Raw genomic sequence first — 25421 nt, 5'->3', positions numbered from 1 at the left:
ATGAAATGCTCGTCACCATAACCGATGTCGTGCTGCGAGACGGACTGCAGGACGAGGACGTGATCGTCTCCACCGACCACAAGATCGCCGTCGCGGACGCACTCGTCGCGGCCGGCGTGAAGCACATCGAGGCGGCATCGTTCGTCTCGCCCACGCGGGTCCCGCAGATGGCGGACGCGAACGAGGTCATCACCCGGCTGCCCCGCACCGACCCACCGGTCACCTTCAGCGCCCTCGCGCTCAATCCGGGCGGAGTGCACCGCGCCGCCGCGACCGCCATCGACGAGATCCAGGTCGTGACGTCCGCCAGTGCCGGGCACAGCACGGCGAACACGGGCCGGAACCCGGACGAGGCGCTGCACGGACTCGCCGAGGCGTTGCAGAAGTACCCGGACCGGAGTTTCCTCGGAGGGGTGTCCACCGCGTTCGTCTGTCCCTTCGAGGGGATCATCGCCTCCGCCGCGCTGGTGCGGGTGTCGCGCGCGATGGCCGCGATGGGTGTGCGCCGACTCGGGCTGGCCGACACCCTGGGAACGGCCACCACCGAGCAGGTGCTCGCGTCGGCCGGGGCGGTACGCGACGCCCTCCCCGACATCGAACTGAGCCTGCACCTCCACAACGCGCACGGTCAGGCCCTCGCCACCGTGATCGCGGCGCACCGGCAACTCGGCATCACGCACTTCGACAGCGCCATCGGCGGGTACGGCGGATGCCCGTTCGCTCCCGGCGCCCACGGCAACCTCGCCACCGAAGAACTGGTAGCGCACCTGCACGCGCACGACATCGAGACCGGGATCGACGAGCAGGCCCTCGGTCTTGCCGTCGACGCCGTGAAACTCGCTCTGGCACAAGCTCGGCCCCTCACCGCAGTGTGACCTGCGAACTCACCCCCGAAAGGCCGATCATGGTCTACGCAATCTCCATCGTCGCACTGATCGCGATCTTCACAGTGGCGACACTCACCCCGATCAACATGGGTATCCTCGCGTTCGCCGGAGCGTTCGTCATCGGCGGCTGGGTGTCCGGGATCCCGGTCGAGGACATCATCGACGCCTTCCCCGGCAGCACGTTCATCATCGTCGGCGGCATCACGCTGCTGTTCGCCATAGCCAAGGCGAACGGGACCATCGACCTCGTCATCGAGGCGTCGCTCCGACTCGTGCGCGGCAGGCGGTGGGCGATCCTGTGGATGATGTTCATGCTGTCCGGGTTGCTGATGGCGCTCGGCTCCGTCCTCGCGGTGGGCATGCTCGCCCCCATCGCAATGCCCCTCGCGGCCAAGAACAGGATCAACCCGTTCCTGATGGGCATGGTGATCAGCCACGGCGCCCTGGCCTGTGCATTTTCGCCCATCAACCTGTACGGCGCGTTCATCAACGGTTTGATGGATTCCACTGGTGTCGGCGCGAATCCGCTCGTCTTGTTCGCGCTGCCGTTCGTCCTCAACCTGGTCATCGCGATCGTGCTGTTCCTGATCTACGGTCTCGACCTGATCGGGCACCGCACGCCTCGCACCGCCGGGACGGAAGACACCGACGAGGTGTCGGACGGGGGAGGGTTCGGACGTTCCTCGCGCCGGTCGTCCGGTGGCGGCGTCCCGGGCGGGAACACCGCGACGCTCACCGATCGTGAGGTCATCGAGGAAACTCTGATCCATAAAGGTATGAAGCCGGTGCGGATCGACCGCTACCGGTTGGCGACACTCGTGGGCATCGGGTTCCTCGTCGTCGGCTCGGTCGCATTCGGAATCGACGTCGGCGTCAGCTCGATCTGCGTCAGCGCGGTACTGCTGCTGATGGCGCCCAAGTCGCACCCCAAGGTTCTCGACAACGTGGCCTGGCCGGCCGTGGTGCTCGTGTGCGGGATGCTCACCTATATGGCCGTCATGACACAGAACGGCACGCTCGACTTCCTCGGGGATGCGGCGTCGGCGCTCGGATCGCCGTTGCTGACCGCGCTGATCCTCTGCTACGCCGTCGCGATCATCTCCGCCTTCGGTTCGTCGATCGGCACGCTCGGCATCGCGCTGCCTCTCGCCGCACCGATGCTCGCGATGGGGGAGGTGGGTGCGGTCGGATTCGTGGCGGCCCTCGCGTTCTCCGCGACCGTGGTCGACGTCAGTCCGTTCTCGACGAACGGCGTGATGGTGCTCGCCAACGCACAGGTCGAGGACAGGGCCCGCTTCCAGCGCAAGATGCTCGCCTACTGCGGCCTGATCGTGCTGTCGGCCCCCCTGTTCGTCTGGGCGCTGGTCGTCGTGCCGACGTCCGTGTAGATCATCCGGGCCGTGCCGGTCACCGAATTGTGGCGGTGACCGGCACATCTCACGGTGCGGGGTCGGCCGCGGTGAACTTTGTGTACTTTAATCTTCATCGAATGGACTGTTGTCCAATAGCTTTCGCCGCACTGGGATGAAAACTGCTGGCACAGTGACACATGCCACAGTATCCCGTCCGTTTCGGGCGTTTCGTCGCTCTTCGCCCGTAGGGTGTCGACATGTCGATCCTCGAGAACGAGACAGCACCCCCATCCGGTGCCCCCGCCCCCGGACCGACCCTCGGTGAAAGGTTTCGAAATAACGCGCGATACGACCTGCCCGCGTCACTCGTCGTCTTCCTCGTCGCACTACCACTGTCGCTCGGTATCGCGATCGCGTCCGACGCCCCCGTCATGGCGGGGCTCATCGCGGCGATCGTCGGCGGCGTGGTGGCGGGATCGATCGGTGGCTCACCACTCCAGGTGAGCGGGCCCGCCGCCGGATTGACCGTGGTGGTAGCGGAATTGGTCGCGACCTTCGGCTGGCAGGCCACGTGCGCGATCACCGTCGCCGCCGGGTTCCTCCAGATCATATTCGGGCTCAGCCGAATTGCGCGCGCCGCACTGGCCATCGCTCCCGTGGTGGTGCACGCCATGCTGGCCGGAATCGGAATCACGATCGCCCTCCAGCAGATTCACGTCCTCCTCGGTGGCAGCTCACACAGCTCGACCGTCGAGAACATCACCCAGCTCCCCGGGCAGCTGACGTCCGCCCGCTACGGCGACGTCCTCGTGGGATCGGTCGTCATCGTCGTCCTCCTGTCCTGGAAGAAGATCCCCGGGAAAATCCGGGTACTCCCCGGCGCACTGGTGGCCGTCGTCGCCGCCACCGTTCTGTCCCTGGCCCTCCCGCTCGATATCGATCGAATCACGTTGGACGGCTCCCTGTTCGACGCCGTCGCGCTGCCGTCGATGCCCGACGGGCCGTGGCTCGCCGTGGCCACCGGTGTGCTCACCGTCGCGCTGATCGCGAGCGTCGAGAGCCTGCTGTCCGCGGTCGCCGTCGACAAGATGCACGGCGGGACGCGGTCGGAATTCAACCGTGAACTCGTCGGCCAGGGTTCGGCCAACATGATCTCGGGTCTCATCGGTGGTCTGCCGGTCACCGGCGTGATCGTGCGCAGCTCCACCAACGTGGCCGCGGGGGCACGCACCCGGGCGTCCGCCGTGCTGCACGGCGTCTGGATCCTCGTCTTCGCCGCGCTGCTCACCGCGCTCGTCGAGCAGATCCCGATGGCCGCGCTCGCCGGCCTCCTCATCGTGATCGGCATCCAGCTCGTCAAACTCGCCCACCTGCGCACCGCACGGCGCACCGGCGACCTGTGGGTGTACGGCGTGACCGTGGCCGGCGTCGACTTCCTCAACCTGCTCGAGGGCGTGATCATCGGTCTCGCACTCGCGGTCATCCTGCTGCTCTGGCGGGTCATCCACCCCAAGATGCGGGCCGAACCGATCGGCGCCGAGGACTCCGGGCGGTGGCGCGTGAGTGTCGAGGGATCGTGCAGCTTTCTGTCCATGCCCGCCCTGACCGGACTTCTCGCGAAGGTGCCCGAGGGTGCGCACGTCACCGTGGAACTCGCGGTCGACTTCCTCGACCACGCCATGTTCGAAGCGATCGACGACTGGAAACGTCACCACGAGAACAAGGGCGGCATCGTCGTGATCGACACGCTCGGTCCGATCGACATGGACGAGGTCGGTGCGGCCCCGCCCCGGCGCGGCATCGGGGTGGTGAGCCCCCGTGCGGCTCACCTGCAGCCGCACCTCGACGATCTGCATCACGGGCAGCGCCCCGACTCGCTGTTCCTCACCTGCTCCGATTCACGCATCGTCCCGAACGTGATCACGAGCAGCGGCCCGGGCGACCTGTTCACGGTCCGCAACGTGGGCAACCTCGTCCCCACCGGCAGGCAGGACGTCTCCGTCGAGGCCGGCCTGGCGTTCGCGCTCGATGAACTCGAGGTCAGCTCGGTGATCGTGTGCGGTCACTCCGGCTGCGGCGCGATGAAGGCCGTTCTGTCGGAGGCGCCCGCAGGCAGCGACGGATCCGGGGACGCCGTCGAACAGTGGCTCACGTTCGCGCACCCGAGCCGGAACGCGTTCGACAGCGGTCACCCGGTCGCGCGGGCGGCGGCCGAACTCGGATTCGACGAGGTCGATCAGCTGGGCATGGTGAACGTCGCGGTCCAGGTGCAGACCCTCCAGCGCCATCCCCTCGTCGGCGCGGCGGCGGCCGAGGGCCGAATACGCGTCGCGGGAATGTTCTTCGACATTCCCTCCGCGCGCGTACTCGAGATCACCTCGACCGGTGTGTCCTACCTGGACCACGTCCCCGCATGATTCAGAGGAGATGGACCCTCTTGTAGAGGCGCTTCGACGGGCCGCCGACGAGGCCGACGCTATCGAGGAACTGCATCAACTTGGAACCGGACGTCCGGACGGTGTCCTTGTAGTGCTGGTTGTTCCTGGCCTCGGCGGCGGCCCGCTTCGGGTCGAGACCGGCGTTCTCGTAGACCTCCTTGCGGATCATGCTCTTCATCACGAAGTACACGACCGCGGCGGTGTTGAGGCGCTCGATCTGGAGGCGGGCCCAGCTTGCGCCCTCGATGCGTCGTCCGACCTCTTCGCGGGCGAAGCGGATGTGGCGGGCCTCTTCGAGGACGTGGATCTTGCTCACGGTCCGGGTGACGGGCTGCACGCGCTCGTCCTTCATGAAATCGCGCTGCATCATGTCGAGGATCTCCTCGGCGGCCATCACACTGGCGTACGCGTTGGCGCCGCGGAAGAACCCGCCCCAGATGCGGCCGAGTTTGTGAATCGCCGGGTGGGGGCCGTAACTCGGCATGTTCAGGCGTTCGCCGGCCCGGGCGAACATCACCGAGTGGCGGCACTCGTCGGCCACCTCGGTGAGGGCGAACTGGACGTGCCGCGAGTGCTTGTCGCGGCCGTACACGTCGCGCAGGAGCATCTGCATGAGGAGGATCTCGAACCACAGTCCGACGCTCGAGACGCTGGCGGCCTCGTGCTTGGTGAGTTCGATCTTCTGCTCGTCGGTCATCTCGTCCCAGAGGGCCGTGCCGTAGAGCGTGCTCCACTCGGGGGTGAGACCGAATTTGTCGTCGGGAATGGGGGCTTCCCAGTCGACCTCGACCATCGGGTCGTAGGACTTGCGTGCCGACGACGCCAGCAGTCGCTGGGCGGTCTCTTCGCGGTCGGAGACGACGATCGATGCGGTCATCACTACCCCTTGATCTGTGACTTGTTGATCTGTGATTTGGGCGATCAACTAACTGTGACATTCAGTAACTGATACTGAACGATACAGCGACGGTGGTCACAAGGGCAACGTCCGGTCAGTCGACGTCGGCCAATTCCCTGGTCGATTCGGTCGCCGGCGTGGACCCTTTCCGTCCGGGAGCCCACACCGCGAGCAGCAGCGACGCCGCGAACAACACGCAGGCCAGCACGAGGGACGCCTCGTCGAAACCCTTCAGGAACGACTCCCGCGCAAACGTCGCCAGCTGCTCACCCTGCGGTCCGGCGACGTCGGCGACCTGCAGTGCCGCCGCCAGGGAACTCGACACCGGTTCCTTCGCGGCCTGCGGAACGGCGTCGACCGCGGGCTGGATGTGGGTGCCGTACCCCGCGGCCAGGACGCTGCCCGCGAGGGCGACCCCGATCGCCGAACCGATCTCGCGTGCCGTGTCGTTGACTGCCGACGCCACACCCTGCTTCTCGTCGGGCGTGTTCTGCACGATCGCCGCCGTCGCGGGCGCCGTGCACAGTCCGATACCGAACGCGGCCACGATGAGTGGCAGGCACACCTCCGCGTAACTGGAATGCGCGTCGAGTCGCACCAGTAGGAGAATGCCCAGGCCGAGCAGCGCGGAGCCGGATGCGAGCAGCGGCCGAAGTCCGACGTGCGGGACGAGCATCGGCATGACCGCGGACATCGCCACCACCGGCGCGGCGAGGGGGGCGAGCGCGAGCGCCGACTGCAGCGGCGAGTAGTTCAGCACCAGTTGCAGGTACTGGACGAGCAGGAAGAACAAACCGAGTGAGGCCAGAAACTGCAGGAGGAGCGACATCGAACCCGAGCCGAACGCACGGTTGGCGAACAGCCGGACATCGAGCAGGGGGTGTTTTCTGCGCAACTCGACGAGGGCGAACGCGGCCGCGGCGGCGAGCCCGCCGACGAGCAGTCCGAGCACGACCGGATCCAGCCAGCCGCGTTGCGGGGCCTCGATGGTTCCCAGCACGAACAGGCCGACCGCGGCGGCGATCAGCCCGGTCCCAGGCAGGTCCAGGGGTGGGCGTTCGGTCTCCCGGGACGACGAGATGGTGAATCCGGTGACGAAGATCAGGGCGGACACCACGGTGAGGCCGATGAAGATGGCGTGCCACGACCACTTTTCGAGCAGGAACCCGGAGACGAGCAGGCCGGCGATCGCGCCGGAACCGGCGACACCCGACCAGATGCCCACCGCCCGGCCCCGGTGCGCGGGCGGAAAACCTGCGGTGAGCAGGGACAACGTCGCGGGCATCACGAGGGCGGCGCCGACCCCCGCCAGCGCCCGGGAGCCGATGATCCACTCGGGTGCGTCGTCGATCAGGGGGATCGCGGTCGCGGCACCGAAGATCAGCAGCCCCACCATGAGCAGCCCGCGCCGGCCGTACCGGTCGCCCAGCGCGCCCGCCGGAAGCAGCAGTGCGGCCAGCGTCAGCGTGTAGCCGTCGACTATCCAGGTCAGCTGGCTCTGGGTGGCGCCGGTGTCGCGGGCGAGGTCGGGGAGTGCGGTGTTGAGTGCCGCCATCGCCGCGACGACGAGGGCGACGGCGCAGCACGAGACCGTGAGCATCCAGATCTGCCGGAGGGTCCAGCCGGTGGCGGTGTCCTGCGGGTCCCGTGAGCGCACGATGTGTCCCTCCGTGGAAGTAACGAGACTGTCAGTATCGTTGGTAGACTGACGGTTCACAAGTGGTCGGGAAGTGTCAGGAACGGGCGGTGCAGATGAGCGAGCAGGATCCCCGCAGGCAGCGCTCCCGGGCGCGACTTCTCGACGCCGCGACAACTCTTCTCGCCAAGGGCGGCACGGACGCCGTCACGATCGACGCCGTCACCAAGCTGGCGAAAGTGGCCCGCGCCACGCTCTACCGGCATTTCGACAACGGCACCGAGCTGGTGGCCGCGGCGTTCGGGCGGCTGATTCCGCCCGCCCCCACGGTGCTCGCGGAAGGCGACCTCCGGGACCGGCTGGTCGAACTGATGGTCAGCCAGGCGTCACTCATCGAGAGCGCCCCGATGAACGTCACCGCGATGTGCTGGCTCGGCATGGGGCCCGCACTGGACGACTACTCGAGCGCGGACGCGATCGAAGCGGACAAACCGGAACTGCGGACGCTGCGGCAGACGATCGTCACGCAGTACCGGGCGGCATTCGACCAGGTCTTCGGGACGCCCGAAGCGGCGGAACGCCTCGGCCGATTCGACTACGACCTCGCACTCGCGCAGCTCATCGGACCCCTCGTCTTCACCCGCCTCGCCACCCTCACACCGCTGGGACGCACGGCGTGTGAGCAGATCGTCGACGACTTCCTCGCGGCACGCGCCGCCCAGGTCGAAGCGGGTGCCGGCGCGCCGGTACTGCGCGAGATACCGCCTGCTCAGGCGTTGTGACGTCGACAGCTCAGCGTGTCGTCATTACCGTGGCAGTGCGCGTGGCACCCGATGCCGCGCCTGTCGAATGAATGGTGTGGGAAGGTTTCTCGATGATCACTGATGCACTCAACTGGCTCCTCGGCGCGTGGGGCGGCGTTGCCGCCGGCAGCAGCGGATACTCCATCCCGCCCGGAACCCTTCCCTTCGGAAGCTGACGGTCGTCAGGCGTCCCGGTCTCGGCGCAGCACGAACTGCTCGAGTCTGCGTATCCCTCGAACGCGTCGTGGGCGTAGCTGTTTGAGGTAGTAACCGGGGGTGTCCTCGACCTCCTGGGCGAGCTCCTCGTCGATCAACACCGTGCCGGGACGCGCCGAACCGGTGAGTCGCGCCGCGGTGTTGACGACGGAGCCGTACAGGTCGCCGAACCGGACGAGCACCGGCCCCATCGCGAGACCGACCCGCAGTTCGGGGTCCGCCTCGTCCGGCAGCACCCGCTCCTGCAGCTGCAGGGCGATCTCCGCCGCATCGGCCGGCGATTCGACGGCGAACATCACCTCGTCGCCGACCGTCTTCACCACCCACCCCTGACGTCCACCGATCACCGTCGTCGACGCCGACTCGAATCGCTCCAGCAGATCGGCCAGCTCCCGGGCGCCGAGCTGACGCGTCAGGGACGTGTATCCCACGATGTCCGCGAAGCCGACCACGAGGGTCCGGCTCGCGACCTCCTCACCGGGATTCCCCACGTTGCGGCCGGTGGTCGAGGCGACGTGCCTGCGCCACACGTACGCCTGCAGCGACTCGACCGCCGGCAGGATCTCCGCGGTGAGCTCACGCACCTGCTCCCGGATCGCCTGCTCGTCGCTGCCCGCCGAACCCGCGAGCTGATCGACGATGTGCGTGCTGATCAGCGACACCTGCCATTCGGCGAGCCGCGACAGCGACTGACCGAGCGCCCGGGCCGCCGCCACTTCGCGTTCCGGTGAAATGATCCCCCGGTCGACGAGCGACGCGATGGTTCGCAGCGCGGCCGCGTCCCCCTCCGTGAACATGACACTGTCCGGGTCGATGTCGACCGCGAAACCCATCGACACCCACAGGCGGTCCGCCCGCTCGAGGGAGACCCCTGCGGCGTCGGCGATCGCGGTCCGGGTGAACCGTCGGGGCCCACCCAGCAGCGACTCCTCGAGATCGGACTGGACGTCGCGGAGCAGGGTCGGGGAGATCTCCGTAGTCGCTGCCGACTCGTCGTCGTTCTCCGGTGCTTCCGAGGTCACGTTTATCCTCTCGATGCGTTCGCCTGCATGCGGGGTGGCGTATGCGCCCGCCGCCCCTCAATCTGCCACTGGGCGAGCCCGTCCGATGGGAAACGTCGGTGGCGTGTGCGAGAGTTGCGGTGCTCACGAGCGTAACCAGGAGACAGACCAGAAAGGACAGCGCATGCCGCCCCGTAGACGTTCCGGCGCCGCCGCACCGGATCACCTGACCGCGGAGAATCTCGAGACCCTCGCTGCCGCGATCACGGAAGGCAAGCGGGCCACCGTGTATCTGCGCGAGGCGATGCCCAGCCTCGGGCTCGAGGCCGGCGCCTCGGCGAAAGTGATCGCGGTGCAAGGCAATACGGTCCAGATCCGCCCCAAGGGCGTCGACGACGAGCTTCCCTTCGAAGCGGAGGAGCTTCTGATGAGACGCATTCCGGCGCCCAAGCAGGCCGCCGCACCCGCCGCCCCCGCGGCGCCGGTCGTGCACCAGGAGATCGAACCGGGTCCGCCGCCCGCCCCCAAGACGCCTGCGACGAAGGCCGTCGCGGTGCCGCAACCGGCCGCCGCCGCGGTCCCGAAACCCGCCGCGGCACCAGCCAAGCGCACCAGCAAGAAGGTGCCCGCGGGAGTGAGCGTCACCATCCACGCCGGGGCCGACAACGACTGGAGCGTCACCGTCGCGCACGGCACGAAGCGTCCCGGCAAGGCGGTTCCCGTCTCGCCGGACGCCGTCGAGCGTGCCGTCCGGGAACTGGGGGAGGAGACCGCGATCGAGGCGGTCGAGTCGATCATCGTCGCCGCACGCAACCTCGCGGCGGCCCGGGTCGACGAGCTGAGCCGGCAACTCGAGGACGCCCGCAAAGCGCTCGAGGCGCTCGGCGCCGTCGACTAGCGCCCGGACGGGCAACGGCCGCGGTCCCTACATCTGCATTCCCGCACGCAGGGCGTGTGCGGGTGAGATTCTTATGGAGAGACACGCGGCCGTCGGGGCTCATCCGGGAAGGTTCGAAAAATGTTGAAAAGATTCGCGGCGGTTGTTGCGGCGACTGCGGGAATTCTGGGATTCGTTGCGGCAGGGTCCGCGACAGCAGCTCCGGCCGCCGTCTTGGGGGGCGGTTCGGGGATCGTGGTGAACGACGAACTCGTCTGTTCGCTCACCACCATCGGGCACGACAACGCGGGCCGGCTCGTCGGGCTGACGGCCGGCCACTGCGGTGAGGCGGGCTCGTACGTGGTGCCCGAGGCGAACCAGGACGCCGGCATCGTCGGAAAGTTCGTGGTCTCCAATCCGGCCCTCGACTACGCGGTGATCCAGTTCGACCCGAACAAGGTCGTCCCGGTCAACCGGGTCGGCGGCGTCACCATCACGCAGATCGGCGCACCCGCCGGATTCCCGCAGGTCGCGTGCAAGGAAGGCCGCACCACCGGAAACACGTGCGGCATCGTCTACGGCGACCTCATGCAGACCGGGGAGACGTGGACCCAGGCCTGCGTGATCGAAGGTGACTCCGGCGCACCGATGGTCGTCGGCACGACCCTGGTGGCCATGGTCAACGCCTACCTCGCGGCGCCGTGCATCGGCCCGGAGATCGGCACCAACCTCAACTCGATCGTCAACGACATGAACGCGAGCGGCGGTCCGGGGGCGGGCTTCCGGCCCATTTAGGCCCTCCGGGCTCGTGAGCGGTTAACGAGTCTCTGGACTCGCTGACCACTCACGGGCGCGAAGCGCCTACCCGCAGACTGCGCCGCCCGAGGCGGAACCGACGAGCTTCGTGTACTTGGCGAGGACCCCGCGGGTGTAGCGCGGGGGCAGCGGCTCCCACCCGTCCTTCCGAGAAGCCAGTTCCGCTTCGTCGACGAGCAATTCCAGCGTGCCGGTGCCGACATCCAATCGGATCTGGTCGCCGTCGCGGACGAACGCGATGGGTCCGCCGTCGACGGCCTCCGGTGCCACATGTCCCACGCACAATCCGGTGGTGCCACCGGAGAAACGACCGTCGGTGAGCAGCAGGACGTCCTTGCCCAGGCCGGCGCCCTTGATCGCCCCCGTGATCGCGAGCATCTCGCGCATCCCGGGACCGCCCTTCGGGCCCTCGTAGCGGATCACGACGACGTCGCCGTTCGTGATGGTGCCGTCCTCGAGGGCATCCATCGCGGCCCGTTCCCGTTCGAAGACGCGGGCGGTGCCGGTGAACACGTCGGAGTCGAAACCGGCGGACTTCACCACCGCACCACCCGGGGCGAGTGAACCCTTGAGGATCGTGATGCCGCCGGTCGGGTGGATGGGTGCGCTCATCGCGCGGAGCACCTTGCCGTCCGGGTCCGGAGGCGCGATGTCCGCCAGGTTCTCGGCCATGGTCCGGCCGGTGACGGTGAGGCAGTCGCCGTGCAGCATCCCGGCGTCGAGCAGGGCCTTCATGATGACGGGGACGCCGCCGATGTGGTCGACGTCCTTCATCACGTGCTTGCCGAACGGTTTGACGTCCGCCAGGTGCGGAACGCGGGCGCCGACGCGGGAGAAGTCGTCGAGCGTCAGTGCGACGTCGGCCTCGCTGGCGATCGCCAGCAGGTGCAGGACGGCGTTGGTGGAACCGCCGAACGCCATGACGACCGCGATGGCGTTCTCGAACGCCTCCTTGGTGAGGATGTCCCGGGCGGTGATGCCGCGGCGGAGCAGTTCGACGACCGCTTCTCCGCTGCGCCGCGCGAATCCGTCGCGACGGCGGTCGGTGGCGGGCGGGGACGCGCTCCCGGGCAGCGACATGCCGAGCGCCTCGGCGGCACTGGCCATGGTGTTCGCGGTGTACATGCCGCCGCAGGCGCCCTCGCCGGGACAGATGGCGCGCTCGATGGCGTCGACGTCCTCGCGGCTCATCAGACCGCGGGAGCAGGCGCCGACCGCCTCGAACGCGTCGATGATGGTGACGTCGCGTTCGGTGCCGTCGGACAGTTTCGCGATGCCCGGCAGGATCGACCCGGCGTAGAGGAAGACGCTCGCGAGATCCAGGCGGGCCGCGGCCATCAGCATGCCCGGCAGTGACTTGTCGCAACCGGCGAGCAGCACCGACCCGTCGAGTCGCTCGGCCTGCATCACCGTTTCCACGCTGTCGGCGATGACCTCCCGGGACACGAGCGAGAAGTGCATGCCCTCGTGGCCCATCGAGATGCCGTCGGACACGGAGATCGTGCCGAACTCCATGGGATATCCGCCGCCCGCGTGGACGCCGTCCTTGACGGCCTTCGCGAGCCGGTCGAGGGACAGGTTGCAGGGGGTGATCTCGTTCCAGGACGACGCCACACCGATCTGCGACTTGCCCCAGTCGTCGTCGCCCATGCCGACCGCACGGAGCATTCCGCGCGCTGCGGTCTTCTCCAGTCCGTCGGTGACGTCGCGGCTGCGGGGTTTCGGGTCCGAGGTACTCATGTTTCCCAGCGTAGGCGGGAGCCTCGGCGCCGGTTGGTTAAATGCGTTGCCGGGGATCGCGACCGGTGAGGGCGATCAGGCGATCCTGCAGCGGCGCGTCGGCGGGGACGTCGACGGGGTCGTCGAACAGACCGCTCTCGGACAGCATCTCGCGTTGCCCGTCGAGATCGGACCAAACGCCGGCGACGAGGTGCGGGTCGAGCGTGTCGTCGGATCCGGTGGCCTTGGCGAGGTCCCACGCGTGGATGGTGACGTCGGCGATCTGCTGCCGCAGGTACGGCTCGAGCGGGACCGTCCCGTAGGACAGGTGCACCTGCGTCTGCGGGTCCGTCGACGACCACGCCCGGATGGCCGCGTCCGAGTACCGCTCCCATTCCGACCGCATGTCGCCGTGCAGGGGCTCGATGTCCGGGGTCGCTTCGCCGACCGTCTTCCCGGCCAGCAGGGGAGGAACCCATTGCTGTTCCTCGATGACGTGCCGCACCAGATGCGTGATGTCCCATTCGCGGTCCGGGGTGGGCGCCGACCAATCGGTGATCGCGGCGACCCGTGCACCGAACTCGCGGTGGGCGATGCGGGCGAGTTCGAACCAGTCGAATGCCATGTCCTCAGGGTAGAGGCAGCCGGGTCACGATCAGCGCGATTCCAAACGATGCACCTGTCGGGGTGCTCGGGAAGGATGGGGCGCATGACCAACATCCCCACCGTGCAGTTGTCCGAAGGCTTCACCGTCAGCGCCCAGGGCTACGGCGCCATGTCCGTCGCCCCCGTGTACGGCCCCGTCGATGCCGCGGAGGCGCTCGCGACCCTCCACCACGCCATCGACATCGGCGTGACCTTCATCGACACGGCCAACGTGTACGGCGACGGCGCGAGTGAGATCGCGGTGGGCACGGTGCTGAAGGAACGCCGCGACGAGGTGCAGTTGGCCACCAAGTTCGGTCTCGTCGGCAACATCGCGAACGGCAGGCGGAGCATCAACGGCAAGCCCGAGTACGTGTCGCAGGCTCTCGACGAATCGCTGACCCGGCTCGGGGTCGACACCGTCGACCTCTACTACCTGCACCGCGTCGACCCCGAGGTGCCCGTCGAGGACACGGTCGGTGCGATCGCGGAACAGGTGAAGGCCGGGAAGGTCCGCAACATCGGACTGTCCGAGGCCACCGGCGACGAACTGCGTCGCGCGTCGCGGGTGCATCCCATCGCCGCCATTCAGAGCGAGTGGAGCATCTGGAGCCGCGACGTCGAGAAGCACGTGGTCCCGGCGGCGGCGGAACTGGGCATCGGATTCGTGCCGTACTCCCCGGTCGGCCGCGGCTTCCTCACCGGAACGTACGACCCGGCCGCGCTCGGCGACAAGGATCTGCGCCGCCGATTCCCGCGGTTCGGGGACGATGCGCTGCGCGCGAACCTGAAGGTACTGGACGTCGTCCGCGAGGTCGCCGCCGAGCTCGACGCGACACCCGCCCAGGTGTCGCTGGCGTGGCTGGACGCGAAGGGCCGCGAGTTCGGACTGCCGTCCGTGTCGATCCCCGGCACCCGGTTCGCAGCGCGTGTGACGGAAAACGCGGGCGCGCTCGCGCTGACGCTGACCGAGGGGCAAATCGCACGCTTGGACCTGCTCGCGGACCTCACCGTCGGCGACCGCACTGCCGATCCGACGTGGGTGTCGCTGGGCCGCGAGTGACTTCAGTCAGCGGGTAATACCTGCTGGCGGGTAGTTTGATCTGCGATGAGCAGAGTGTGGTTGGTGTGGGGCGTCGGGGTTGTCGCATATATCGTCGCCGTCCTGCATCGAACCTCGTTCGGTGTGTCGGGCCTCGCGGCGTCGGAACGATTTTCGATCAGTCCGAGTGTGCTGTCGAGTTTCGTCGTGCTCCAGATCGTGGTGTACGCGGGCATGCAGATCCCGGCCGGGGTACTCCTCGACCGGTACGGGTCGCGGGTCATGATCGCCGCCGGCGCCCTCATCATGGCGTCGGCGCAGACGGTGCTCGCGCTCACCGAATCGCTGCCGTTGGCCGTCGCCGCGCGCGTGTTCGTCGGCATCGGCGACGCGATGACGTTCATCTCCGTGCTGCGCCTGGTGCCGCAATGGTTCGCGCCGCGGCGGGTCCCGCTCGTGTCCCAGCTGACCGGCATCTTCGGACAGATCGGCCAGATCCTGTCGGCGTTGCCGCTGATGCTGCTGCTGAACGGGCCGGGCTGGAGTTTTGCGTACGGCACTGCGGCGTCGCTCGGGTTGCTGTCCTTCGTGCTGGCCGTGTCCGTCATCCGCAACGCCCCGCCCGGTCTGGAGGTGGTGGCCGCACCCGCCGGGCTGCGGGAGGTGGGAACGCAGATCCGCGCGGTGTGGCGGCGGCACGGCACCCGGCTGGGCTTCTTCACCCACATGGGCACGCAGTTCTCGATGACGACGTTCGCCCTGCTGTGGGGTGTGCCGTACCTGAGGTCGGCGCAGGGGTTGTCGGCGGCCGAGGCCGGTTCGCTGCTGACGCTGTCGGTGATCTCGGCGATCGTGGCCGGGCCGGTCATCGGCATCCTCAGCGGTCGGTTCCCGATGCGCCGCTCGTATCTGGTGCTGGCGATCATGATCAGCAACGCCGCCATGTGGACCGTCGTGCTGGCCTTGCCCGGGCCCGCGCCGATCTGGTTGCTGGCGCTCCTGGTGATGGTGATCTCGGTGGGTGGTCCCGGATCGATGATCGGATTCGACTACGCCCGGATGTTCAACCCGAGCACCAGCATGGGCACCGCGCAGGGCATGGTCAACATCGGCGGGTTCCTGGCGTCGTTGCTGGTCATCCAGGCGATGGGACTCATTCTCGACGCGATGGGCGGGTACTCGTTCGACAGTTTCCGGGTGGCGTGGCTGGTGCAGTACCCGGTGTGGATCGTCGCGATCACGGGCGTGCTGGTGACCCGGGGGAAGACGCGACGGCAGATGGGATTGGTTCTGCGGCCCATCCGGCAGGTGTGGCGCGAGCGCGGGGGCCGATCCGGGGGCTAGTTACACTCTTACATGATGTGTAACACTATAACGCATGAGCAATGAGCGATCGGAAGATCACGACGTCCTGACGGCACCCCCGATGCAGTGGGATGCCTGGGGTGCGCCGGAGAAGCACAGGGTGCTCTCCGACGGGGTCGCGGGGCTGTTGCAGCAGGCCCTCGGCGTCACGATCAGGGAACCCTCCAGTCGCGCGGCAGAGGACGTCGTCCTGGCTCCGAGCGCGTTGACCGAGACGCAACTCGCCGCGCTCGCGGGCCTCGTCGGAGCACGGTTCTGCAGCACCGCGCACGACGACCGGCTGCTGCGCTCTGGCGGCAAGAGCACCCTCGACCTGCTGCGCCGGCGCAGCACCGCACCGCAGAACGCCCCGGACGCGGTGCTCGCCCCCGGCACCGACGCCGAGGTCGCCGACGTGCTCCGATACTGCGCCGACAACGGCATCGCCGTGGTGCCGTTCGGCGGCGGCACGAGCGTCGTCGGTGGACTCGACCCGGTGCGCGATCGATTCGACGCCGTCGTCTCGCTGGACCTGCGCCGCTTCGACGCGCTGACCGACCTCGATGCCGACTCCGGCATCGCCACCCTGGGCGCGGGCGTCACGGGTCCCCGCGCCGAGGAACTGCTCGGCGACCACGGCTTCTCGCTCGGGCACTTCCCGCAGAGTTTCATGTTCGCGACCATCGGCGGGTTCGCGGCCACCCGGTCGTCGGGGCAGGCGTCCGCGGGTTACGGGCGATTCGAGGACATGGTGCAGGGTCTGCGCGTGGTGACCCCCACCGGGACTCTCGACACGGGGCGCGCCCCGGCATCCGCGGCGGGTCCGGATCTGGGCGAACTGTTCGTCGGGTCGGAGGGAACGCTCGGCGTCATCACCCGGGTCCGGGTGCGGGTGCACGCGATCCCCGAATCCACCGTCCGCGAGGGGTGGCGCTTCCCCGATTTCGAGACCGGTGCGGCCGCTCTGCGCGCGCTGCGTCAGCAGGGTGCGGTCCCGACCGTGCTGCGGCTGTCGGACGAGGCGGAGACGGCGGTGAACCTGGCCACCACCGACAAGATCGGGGAGGAGACCGTCACCGGCGGCTGCCTGGCGATCACGACGTTCGAGGGCACCGCCGCGCACACGGCGGAGCGGGCCGCGGAGGCCCGGGCCGTCCTGCTCGCGCACGGCGGCACGTCACTCGGTGAGGAACCCGGAAACGGCTGGGAACACGGCCGTTTCGACGCACCCTACCTGCGCGACTCGCTGCTCGACGCGGGAGCGCTGTGCGAGACGCTGGAAACCGCGACGACGTGGGGCAACCTCGCCGCACTCCGCACGGCGGTGACCACCGCGCTGACGGAGTCGCTCGCCGCGCAGGGCACCCCGCCGCTCGTCCTCTGCCACATCTCGCACACCTACCCGACGGGCGCGTCGCTGTACTTCACCGTCGTGTCCGCGCAGGCGGACGACCCGATCGAGCAGTGGCGGAAGGCCAAGACCGCCGCCGGGAACGCGATCGTCGCAGCCGGCGGAACCATCACGCACCACCACGCGGTCGGAGTCGACCACCGCCCCTGGATGCGCGACGAGATCGGCGACCTGGGCGTCGCGATTCTGCGGGCGGTCAAGGACGCGGTCGACCCCGCCGGAATCCTCAACCCCGGCAAGCTGATTCCGTGAGCACCCAGAAGGTGATCGAGAAGGTCACCGTCCTCGTCAATCCCCTCGCCGGGCACGGCCACGCGCCGGTTGCCGGGCGCAAAGGGGTTGCGCGTCTGCGGGAGCGCGGAGTCGCCGTCACCGAGATCATCGGAACCGACGCCGACCACGCGCGCATGCTGGCCCGCCGGGCGATCGACGACGGCACCGACGCGCTCGTCGTCGTCGGCGGAGACGGCGCGATCAGCATCGGGCTGCAGGTGGCCGCACTGTCCCGGACCCCCGTCGGACTGATCCCGGCGGGCACCGGCAACGACCACGCCCGCGAATTCGGTATCCCGGTCGGTGACCCCGTCGCGGCGGCCGACGTCATCGCGGACGGCGAGGTGCAGGAGTCGGACCTCGCCAGGATCACCCTCGAGGACGGCGCCGTCGTGTGGGCGGGCACCATCGTCGCCAGCGGTTTCGATTCGCTCGTCACGGACCGCGCGAACCGCATGTCGTGGCCGAAGGGGCGCATGCGGTACAACCTCGCGATGCTCGCCGAACTGACGCAGTTGAAGCCGCTGCACTACCGGATCGATCTCGACGACGAGACCGTCGAGGTCGATGCGACGCTGGTCGCGGTGGGCAACGGGCGGTCGTACGGCGGCGGGATGCAGATCTGCCCGAACGCGGACAAGACGGACGGCCTGCTCGACGTCACGGTCGTCGAGCACGGCCCCCGGGCGCGGCTGGTCCGGTTGTTCCCCCGGGTCTACAAGGGAACCCACGTGGACCTTCCGGACGTCCGGACCTACCGGTCACGAACGGTGCGACTGCACTGCGACGGCATCACGGCGTACGCGGACGGCGACCGCGTCGGCCCGCTGCCGGTCACCATCGAAGCCGTGCCGACGGCGCTGCACATTCTCAGCCACACCCCGGCCTGAGGTCACAGTCCGCGCAGCCGGTCCATGTCGCGGCGCTCCCGCTTGGTGGGCCTGCCCGCACCCCGGTCGCGTTGCGGAATCGACGCCAGGACCTCCCGCGGCGGAGGCGGCGGGGTGTTGTCGGTGAAGCACTCGACGGCGATCACCGCGCCCACCCGTTTCGTGATCGGCCGGACGACCTCCACGATGCGTTCGGTGCCCGACGCGCGGATGCGGACCTCGTCGCCGGCCTTGACCGGTTGCGCGGGTTTGGCGGTGGTGCCGTTGACCCGCACATGACCCGACCTGCAGGCGGACGCCGCCGCGGAGCGGGTCTTGAACAACCGGACCGCCCACGTCCAGCTGTCGACCCGGACGCTCGCGGGGTCGGTACCGGAAATTGCCACCCGACCAGGATACGAAACGGGTGCGTCAGTCGTTCGGCGGCGTCGGACCCGACCGGGCGGGGGCGGGCTGCACGGCCGGTCCGGTGACGTCGCAATGCGGTTTGCAGGCAACCGATTCCGGGACGGGAACACGTGGGGTGGGTGCCGGCGCGGCGGGCGCTCGGATCAGGGCGGCGGCGATGACCGCACCGACCAGGAGCAACGCGACGCAGATGTACATGGCGATCCGGAAGCCGTGCGAGAAACTGTCGGGGTCCACCAGGCTCCCGGCATCGATCCCGGCGATGCCGGGGAGCGCGGCCACCGCCAGCAGCTGGCTCGTGCGCGCGACCGCGTTGTTCACTCCGGACGCGATCCCGGACTGTTCGACGGGCACCGATCCGAGCACGGCGGCGGTCAGCGGGGCGACCATGGCGGACAGTCCGAGCCCGAAGACGAGGACGCCGGGCAGCACGACCGTCCAATAGGACGCATCCGGTCCGATCCGCGTCATCAGCAGCAGACCGATCGCGGCCAGTGCCGGCCCGACCGTCATGGGCAGTCGCGGACCGTGGGTCTGGGCGTAGCTGCCCGCGCGGGACGACAACGCCAGCATCGCCAGGGTGATCGGGATCGTGGCCACCCCGGCCGCGACGGGCGAGTATCCGGCCACCAACTGCAACTGCAGCACCAGGAGGAAGAAGACACCTCCGAGTGCCGCGTACACGGCGAGCGTGACCAGGTTCGCCGCCACGAACATGCGCGACGCGAACAGGCGCGGCGGCACCAGCGCGTTCGGGGACCGTCGCTCCACGACGACGAACGCGACCAGTGCCACGGCGCCCACCACCCCGGCGACCAGGTTCATCTCGATCAGACCGTAGGTGAGCGCGCCGAGACCGACCACCGCGCACCCCGACCCCACCACGTCGAGGTGATCGGGCGGATTCGGGTCGCGGCTCTCGGGGACGTGCCGCATCGACGCCCACACCACGAGCGCGGCGAGCGGAAGATTGAGCAGGAACACCGACCGCCAGCCCGCCACCTCCACCAGCCAGCCGCCCAGCAGCGGTCCGATCGCCCCGGCCACCCCGCCGAACCCCGACCACAGTCCGATGGCGGCGCCCCGGTCGTCCTCATGGATGGACGCCGAGATCAGCGCGAGGCTGCCGGGGGTCAGCATCGCCGCCCCGACGCCCTGCAGGATCCGGGCGATCACGAGCATGGTGATGTCGGGGGCGATGCCGCACAGCAGTGACGCGACCGCGAACCAGACGGTTCCGCAGACGAAGACGCGGCGCCGTCCCCAGCGATCTCCGAGCGCCCCGCCGAGCAGGATCAGCGACGCCAGGGCCAGGGTGTAGCCGCTCAGCGTCCACTGCAGTCCCGCGACCCCCGCCCCGAGGTCCTCGCCGATGTGCGGCAGGGCGATGTTCACCACCGTGCCGTCCAGGAGCGCGAGACTCGAGCCGAGGACGGTGGCCACCACCACCCACCGTCCCTGCCGGGTGCTCAGGCGCAGAACCGTATCGGTCATGTCCCCATGGTGCGCCGCGGTCCGCGGGGTGCGGCACTCGTTGCGATTTCCCGCGTCACGTTCGGCATACTCGGGGCCACGGCAACGATCCGAGCAGCATCTTCTTCACACTCGCCCTGCGGCAGCCGTGCACGTGCGACACTTTCGGCCACGCACCTCGATCTACGGAGAACTCATGGACATCATGCGCAAGGTCGCGGTAGGGGCCGTCGCGGTGGCCGGCCTGTCTTTCCTCGCGGCGGGAACAGCCGCTGCAGACCCGGTGCCGGCACCCATGCCGCCGCCGCTACCGGTGCCCATGCCGATCCCGCTGCCCGCAGGCACGTATGTCGGCACGACCAACGTTCTCGGCGGCGACCTGATCTGGAAGGGAAAGACGTTCGGGCCCGGGTGGGTGATGGACAACTTCGGTGTCTTCTTCCCGTACGTCTTCGGTATGACCACCCCCGAGGCGAGCGGCGGACTCGTCACCGACTACAGCCCGTCCGGGCTTCCCTTCCTGACCGACCGGATCACGCCGAGACCCGACGGGACCTACGAGGGCACCGTCTACGTCAACGGCAACCCCGTGGCGGGGTACGCCCTCCACAAATAGGCGGCTCGGTTCTCACGCCTTCGACGACGCGAGCGGTTCGGGACTCGGGCGCGTCGACGAAGGGACGGGACGGCGCGTCGGAATCGCCAGGGTGATGGCCGCGGCGACGAGTGCCACCCCGCATCCGATCAGCAGACCGGTCCGGAATCCGCCCTCGGTGGGCAGGGTGTGGCCGGCGACCTGGATGCTCATCTGCGCCAGGACCACTCCGACCACGGCCGCGGACACCGAGGTGCCGACCGAGCGCATCAGCGTGTTGACGCTGTTGGCGGAGGCCGTCGCGGACTGCGGCACGGCGCTCATCACCAGGGCGGGCATCGCACCGTAGGCCAGGCCGACACCGGAGCCGCAGATGCAGGTCACCACGACCAGCCCCCACGTCGATCCCATCAGGAGCATCGACGATCCGTAGCCGAGGGCGATGACCAGGCTTCCGACGAGCAGTGTGATCTTGGGTCCGCGGGTGGACGAGAGTTTGGCACCGAGCGGGGACACGGCCATCATCATGAGCCCCGAGGGAGCCATCCACAGGCCCATGGCCAGCATCGACTGCCCCAGTCCGTAGCCGGTGGACTCCGGTAGCTGCAGGAGCTGCGGAACGATCAGGGACTGCGCGTACATCGCGAAACCGACGACGACGGACGCCGCGTTGGTGAGCAGCACCTGTCGTCCGGCGATCACCCGCAGATCGACGAGGGGTTCGCGGGTGCGCAGCTCCCACCAGCCCCAGGCCGCCAGCACGATGGCGGTGGTGGCGAAGAGGCCGAGCGTGGTGCCGCTCGCCCATCCCCAGTCGGCGCCCTTCGACACGGCGAGGAGCAGGGCCACCAGTCCGATGCCGAGCCCGACGGCGCCGACGGGGTCGAATCGGCCGCGGGTCCCGTGGACGGGGGTGGCGGGCATGACCAGCCAGAGCAGCACGGCGATCAGCGCGCTCAGCCCCGCGGCGCCCCAGAACAGCACCCGCCAGTTGGAGTTCTCGGCCACCGTCGCGGCGAGGGGCAGGCCCAGGGCGCCGCCGATGCCCATGGACGAGCTCATCAGGGCGATGGAGGAGTGCAGTCGCTCGGGCGGCAGCAGGTCGCGCAGGGCGCTGATGCCCAGCGGGATCATTCCGACACCGATGCCCTGCAGTCCGCGGCCGATCACCATCGGCGCGAGGGACGTCGCCAGCGCGCAGACGACCGAGCCGAGCACGAGCGGCACCGTGCAGACCAGCATCATCTGCCGCTTGCCGTAGAGGTCGCCGAGGCGCCCGGTGACCGGGGTCGCCACCGCGCCCGCGAGCAGCGTCGCGGTGATCACCCAGGACGCGTTCGACGCGGTCGTGTCGAGCAGTCGCGGCAGGTCGCCGATCAGCGGGACCACGAGGGTCTGCATGAGTGCGGCGACGATACCGGTGAACGCCAGCACGGCGACGAGTCCGCCCGGGCGGACGGCGGGGGTCGGAGTGTCCACGCAAATCTCCTCAACTCTGCGAAATGCAACTTGTGCACCATACACACGATATGCATGGTGCACAACGTATGTATTCTGCATATTCGCTCAGCGGCGGGTGCGGAGATAGGCGACGGCGACTCCACACGCGATCACCGCGATCACCGACGCGCCCGTCGACGTCCAGGCCCACGAGTCCGGCCACGACGGGACCTCCGATTGGGTGAGCGGCGCGTACGCCGTCCATCCGAAATCCGCGACCAGTGGAACGGAGAAGGCGGCCGGCGCGGCCAGCGACGTCGCGGTCACCGGTTCGTCCGTCGGCAGGCTGGACGCGAAGGTGTACGACACCGCGAACGGAAGGAGGAGCCAGATTGCGCCGAGATGCAGGTTGTCCCACGGCGGATGCTCGAACAACGTGGACACCGCGACGAGCGCGAGCGCCCCGATCCCGAACAGCGGCTGCGGAAATCGCCGTCCGAGCGCCGCGCCGGCGAGCACGAGCGCCGCGGGAACCAGCAGCCACGGCCACGGATCCGGATACGACGACAGAATGCCGCCCCCCGCGGCGACGAACGCCATCGCGGCGAGCAACAGGACCCCCGTGCGGCCCTCGAGCCACAGCGCGGCGGCGATCACCACCACGACCAGGACGAGTCCGAACATCCACCGGCCCCGCACCGCACCGCCGACGCCCAGGCTCCACACCTGACGGACGAACCACCAGTACAGCGCCAGCCCGACCAGCGGCAGAACGATCCCGACGACGAGGGTACGTCCGCTCACGGCGATGTCCGCCGGGTCGCCGAAGTCGCCGGACGCCAGCGCGACGGCCAGGACCACCGCCGTCAGCGCGAGAACGGTCAAGGCCGCCAGGTCGGGTTCGTACGCGGATGCGGGAAGAAAGTCGGCATAACGCCGGGGCGCCGAGGACCACGTCCGGACGTGGTCGACGGGTACCGCGAGCAGGAGTCCGGCGAGGACGCCCGCCGCGAGCGCGGTCTGCAACCACGCGCGGTCGGCGGTGGCGCAGAGGCCGACGAGACCGCCGAGGAGCAGGCCCGCGCCGACCCCGCCGATATACATCTCGAACGGCCACCCCCCACCCGACAGCGTGATGCCCAGCAGTGCGAGGCCGGCATACGACACCACCGACAGACCTCGCCGGGACCGAACGCACGCGGCCACGAGGGCCGCGACGATCGCCGCGAGCGCTCCCCGCGCGGCGGGGCCCAGAGCGAACATGTCCAGATCGTCGTCCGTCATGAACACGACCTGCCCGGACAGGCTGGACGTCAAGGCAATTCCGGCGACGAAGCCGGCCGGCACCAGGCATGCGTGCGAGATCCTGAAAGTCACTCCCCGAGCATCACGTACCGACGCCGGCCTTGAAGTGACCGACGCGCAGGAGAAGGGTGGACGTGTCGCCGTGATCTCGGCAGAGAAGGGGTGGTTCGGTTGGTCATCGACAACGACGTCTACAACCGTGTGGGGGAGTCGTGGTGGGAGGAGGACAATCCGCTCAACCTGCTGCACGGAAGTCTCACGCCGGCACGATTCGCCTATTTTCGTTCGGTGCTCGGCGCGACGGTCGGTTGCGACGTGTCCGGACTCCGCGCCCTCGACGTCGGTTCCGGCGGCGGATTTCTCGCGGAAGAGTTCACCCGCATTGGTTTTCGGGTGACGGGCATCGATCCGTCCCCGGTGTCGGTCGAGACCGCGCGCCGTCACGCCGCAGCCTCGGCGCTAGAAATCGAGTACCGGATCGGGTCCGGTGAACGGCTTCCGGTGCCGGATGCCGCATTCGACGTCGTCTACTGCTGCGACGTCCTCGAGCACGTGTCGGATCTCGATGCGGTGATCGCCGAGACGTCCCGCGCACTGAAACCCGGCGGCCTGTACCTGTTCGACACCATCAACCGCACCGTCGCCAGCAAACTCGTCGCGATCAAGATCATGCAGGAGTGGCGGATGACCCGGATGTTCGACACCCCCATCCACGACTGGTCGATGTGTATCCGCCCGGCCGAGCTGACGTCGATCATGGACCGGCACGGTCTGCGGCGCGCCGAGATCGTCGGGCTCGGGCCGCGGTCGAAGAACCCCCTGCGGCTGCTCGACCTCGCCCGGGCCGGCGGAACGCGACTGAGCTACGGCGAGTTGAGCCGCCGGCTCGACTTCGGGCAGATTCGGAGCACCGCCGTCTCCTACATGGGGTATGCCGTCAAGAACGGCGAAAGCCCGCCGCGGCAACGCGACGGGCTCCCGGACGGGCGGAACTAGCTGTAGTCGTAGAAGCCCTTGCCGCTCTTCTTGCCGAGGTGCCCGGCATCCACCTTGCGCTTGAGCAGCGTCGGGGGAGCGTAGTGCGGCTCGGCGAACTCCGCGTACAGCGACTCCGCCGCCGCGAGGGTGATGTCGAGGCCGACGGTGTCGATGAGCGTCAGCGGGCCCATCGGGTAGCCGCAGCCGCCCTTCATGGCCTCGTCGATGTCCTCGGCGGTGGCGTACCCGGATTCGAGCATCCGGACCGCCGACGTGAGGTACGGGATGAGCAGTGCGTTCACGATGAAGCCCGCGCGGTCACCGGCCCGCACCGTCTTCTTACGCAGCGTGTTCTTCGCGTAGTCGGTGACCGCGGTGACGGTCTCCTCCGACGTGACCAGGCTGACCACGATCTCCACCAGCGGCATCACCGGCACCGGGTTGAAGAAGTGGACACCCACGACCTGCCCGGGGCGCTGCGTGGCGTTGGCCATCTTGATCAGCGGGATCGACGACGTGTTGGACGCCAGGATGCCCGCCGGCTTCACGATCTTGTCGAGCTTCTGGAAGATGTCGACCTTGAGCGATTCGATCTCCGGAGCCGCCTCGATCACCAGGTCGCGGTCGGCGAAGTCCTCGATGTCGAGGGTGACGCGCACGCGGGCGAGCGCGGCATCCGCGGCAGCCTGATCGAGCTTGCCCGCCTTGACGCCGCGGGCGAGGGACTTCTCGATCCGGGCCTGCGCGGCCTCGGCGAATTCGGGCTTGGTCTCGAGGATGAGAACCGAGCTGCCTGCCTTGATACATACCTCGGCGATGCCGGCACCCATGGTGCCGCCGCCGATGACGCCTACAAGTTCCACAAATTCTCCTCACGTAGCCGTGCGCGGAACTCTCCCGCACGGCGTCGACGCACCGCCAGTCTATGTCACCGCTGGCGATGGCGGCGCAGGCAGCGCCGCGCCCGGACGGAT

At 68.7% G+C, this 25421-nt stretch carries 22 protein-coding genes; 12 read left to right on the top strand and 10 right to left on the bottom strand.

What is annotated here, in order from left to right; genetic code table 11:
- The first annotated feature begins 5 nt into the window (after positions 1-5).
- The 3 genes from ACFTWF_RS12470 (at position 6) to ACFTWF_RS12460 (ending at position 4656) form a co-directional block, all read left to right on the top strand.
- On the top strand, positions 6-875 hold the full coding sequence (locus tag ACFTWF_RS12470) for a hydroxymethylglutaryl-CoA lyase (RefSeq protein WP_378461515.1): 870 nt from the start codon (positions 6-8) through the stop codon (positions 873-875).
- Positions 876-904: 29 nt separating this feature from the next.
- A complete protein-coding gene (locus tag ACFTWF_RS12465; protein WP_378461514.1) occupies positions 905-2275 on the top strand; it encodes an SLC13 family permease in 1371 nt (456 codons plus the stop codon).
- 221 nt (positions 2276-2496) lie between these two features.
- Complete coding sequence (locus tag ACFTWF_RS12460; protein WP_378461513.1) at positions 2497-4656, top strand: SulP family inorganic anion transporter; 2160 nt, start codon at positions 2497-2499, stop codon at positions 4654-4656.
- Between the two features lies 1 nt (position 4657).
- Here ACFTWF_RS12460 and ACFTWF_RS12455 read toward each other — a convergent pair whose 3' ends face one another.
- A complete protein-coding gene (locus tag ACFTWF_RS12455; protein WP_378461512.1) occupies positions 4658-5554 on the bottom strand; it encodes a diiron oxygenase in 897 nt (298 codons plus the stop codon).
- 115 nt (positions 5555-5669) lie between these two features.
- The gene (locus tag ACFTWF_RS12450; RefSeq protein WP_378461511.1) at positions 5670-7232 is read right to left on the bottom strand and encodes an MFS transporter; all 1563 of its coding nucleotides are present in this window, start codon (positions 7230-7232) and stop codon (positions 5670-5672) included.
- Between the two features lie 89 nt (positions 7233-7321).
- On the opposite strand from ACFTWF_RS12450, the gene ACFTWF_RS12445 reads away from it, so the two are divergent.
- Positions 7322-7993 (top strand): TetR/AcrR family transcriptional regulator, encoded by a 672-nt coding sequence (locus ACFTWF_RS12445; RefSeq protein WP_378461510.1) that lies wholly within the window; start codon positions 7322-7324, stop codon positions 7991-7993.
- Positions 7994-8196: 203 nt separating this feature from the next.
- Here ACFTWF_RS12445 and ACFTWF_RS12440 read toward each other — a convergent pair whose 3' ends face one another.
- Positions 8197-9252 (bottom strand): adenylate/guanylate cyclase domain-containing protein, encoded by a 1056-nt coding sequence (locus tag ACFTWF_RS12440; protein ID WP_378461509.1) that lies wholly within the window; start codon positions 9250-9252, stop codon positions 8197-8199.
- A gap of 163 nt (positions 9253-9415) precedes the next feature.
- Between ACFTWF_RS12440 and ACFTWF_RS12435 the strand changes: the two genes are divergently transcribed.
- Both ACFTWF_RS12435 and ACFTWF_RS12430 read left to right on the top strand, forming a co-directional pair.
- On the top strand, positions 9416-10129 hold the full coding sequence (locus ACFTWF_RS12435; RefSeq protein WP_378461508.1) for a DUF6319 family protein: 714 nt from the start codon (positions 9416-9418) through the stop codon (positions 10127-10129).
- Positions 10130-10249: 120 nt separating this feature from the next.
- Entirely contained in the window at positions 10250-10903 is a 654-nt protein-coding gene (locus tag ACFTWF_RS12430; protein WP_378461507.1) for a S1 family peptidase, read from the top strand.
- Positions 10904-10969: 66 nt separating this feature from the next.
- Here ACFTWF_RS12430 and ilvD read toward each other — a convergent pair whose 3' ends face one another.
- Both ilvD and ACFTWF_RS12420 read right to left on the bottom strand, forming a co-directional pair.
- Complete coding sequence (gene ilvD / locus ACFTWF_RS12425; protein ID WP_378461506.1) at positions 10970-12664, bottom strand: dihydroxy-acid dehydratase; 1695 nt, start codon at positions 12662-12664, stop codon at positions 10970-10972.
- Between the two features lie 37 nt (positions 12665-12701).
- The gene (locus ACFTWF_RS12420) at positions 12702-13268 is read right to left on the bottom strand and encodes a TIGR03086 family metal-binding protein (RefSeq protein ID WP_378461505.1); all 567 of its coding nucleotides are present in this window, start codon (positions 13266-13268) and stop codon (positions 12702-12704) included.
- 84 nt (positions 13269-13352) lie between these two features.
- Between ACFTWF_RS12420 and ACFTWF_RS12415 the strand changes: the two genes are divergently transcribed.
- From ACFTWF_RS12415 to ACFTWF_RS12400, 4 genes are all read left to right on the top strand, one after another.
- Entirely contained in the window at positions 13353-14351 is a 999-nt protein-coding gene (locus ACFTWF_RS12415; protein WP_378461504.1) for an aldo/keto reductase, read from the top strand.
- 45 nt (positions 14352-14396) lie between these two features.
- Positions 14397-15674: a nitrate/nitrite transporter gene (locus ACFTWF_RS12410; protein ID WP_378461503.1), complete on the top strand. Its 1278-nt coding sequence runs from the start codon at positions 14397-14399 to the stop codon at positions 15672-15674.
- 82 nt (positions 15675-15756) lie between these two features.
- On the top strand, positions 15757-17337 hold the full coding sequence (locus tag ACFTWF_RS12405; protein WP_378461804.1) for an FAD-binding oxidoreductase: 1581 nt from the start codon (positions 15757-15759) through the stop codon (positions 17335-17337).
- Complete coding sequence (locus ACFTWF_RS12400) at positions 17334-18248, top strand: diacylglycerol kinase (RefSeq protein WP_378461502.1); 915 nt, start codon at positions 17334-17336, stop codon at positions 18246-18248. The genes ACFTWF_RS12405 and ACFTWF_RS12400 overlap by 4 nt, the downstream gene beginning before the upstream one ends.
- Before the next feature lie 2 nt (positions 18249-18250).
- On the opposite strand, the gene ACFTWF_RS12395 is transcribed toward ACFTWF_RS12400, so the two are convergent.
- Both ACFTWF_RS12395 and ACFTWF_RS12390 read right to left on the bottom strand, forming a co-directional pair.
- Positions 18251-18634, bottom strand: coding sequence for an RNA-binding S4 domain-containing protein (locus ACFTWF_RS12395; RefSeq protein WP_378461501.1), 384 nt, complete (start codon positions 18632-18634; stop codon positions 18251-18253).
- Between the two features lie 25 nt (positions 18635-18659).
- A complete protein-coding gene (locus ACFTWF_RS12390; RefSeq protein WP_378461500.1) occupies positions 18660-20150 on the bottom strand; it encodes an MFS transporter in 1491 nt (496 codons plus the stop codon).
- 175 nt (positions 20151-20325) lie between these two features.
- Between ACFTWF_RS12390 and ACFTWF_RS12385 the strand changes: the two genes are divergently transcribed.
- Positions 20326-20745, top strand: a complete 420-nt coding sequence (locus ACFTWF_RS12385; protein WP_378461499.1) for a hypothetical protein — start codon at positions 20326-20328, stop codon at positions 20743-20745.
- 12 nt (positions 20746-20757) lie between these two features.
- On the opposite strand, the gene ACFTWF_RS12380 is transcribed toward ACFTWF_RS12385, so the two are convergent.
- Complete coding sequence (locus ACFTWF_RS12380; RefSeq protein WP_378461498.1) at positions 20758-22203, bottom strand: MFS transporter; 1446 nt, start codon at positions 22201-22203, stop codon at positions 20758-20760.
- A gap of 87 nt (positions 22204-22290) precedes the next feature.
- Positions 22291-23541: a hypothetical protein gene (locus ACFTWF_RS12375; protein ID WP_378461497.1), complete on the bottom strand. Its 1251-nt coding sequence runs from the start codon at positions 23539-23541 to the stop codon at positions 22291-22293.
- A gap of 90 nt (positions 23542-23631) precedes the next feature.
- On the opposite strand from ACFTWF_RS12375, the gene ubiG reads away from it, so the two are divergent.
- Positions 23632-24465, top strand: coding sequence for a bifunctional 2-polyprenyl-6-hydroxyphenol methylase/3-demethylubiquinol 3-O-methyltransferase UbiG (gene ubiG, locus ACFTWF_RS12370; RefSeq protein ID WP_378461496.1), 834 nt, complete (start codon positions 23632-23634; stop codon positions 24463-24465).
- Here ubiG and ACFTWF_RS12365 read toward each other — a convergent pair.
- Positions 24462-25310 (bottom strand): 3-hydroxybutyryl-CoA dehydrogenase, encoded by an 849-nt coding sequence (locus ACFTWF_RS12365; RefSeq protein WP_185727921.1) that lies wholly within the window; start codon positions 25308-25310, stop codon positions 24462-24464. The two genes, ubiG and ACFTWF_RS12365, sit on opposite strands and share 4 nt — an antisense overlap.
- Between the last annotated feature and the right edge of the window lie 111 nt (positions 25311-25421).

Source organism: Rhodococcus sp. NPDC056960, from assembly GCF_042674125.1.
Classification (GTDB): domain Bacteria; phylum Actinomycetota; class Actinomycetes; order Mycobacteriales; family Mycobacteriaceae; genus Rhodococcus_F.
The sequence above is the reverse complement of the archived record's forward strand: the minus strand, read 5'-3'. Positions and strand labels throughout refer to the sequence as shown.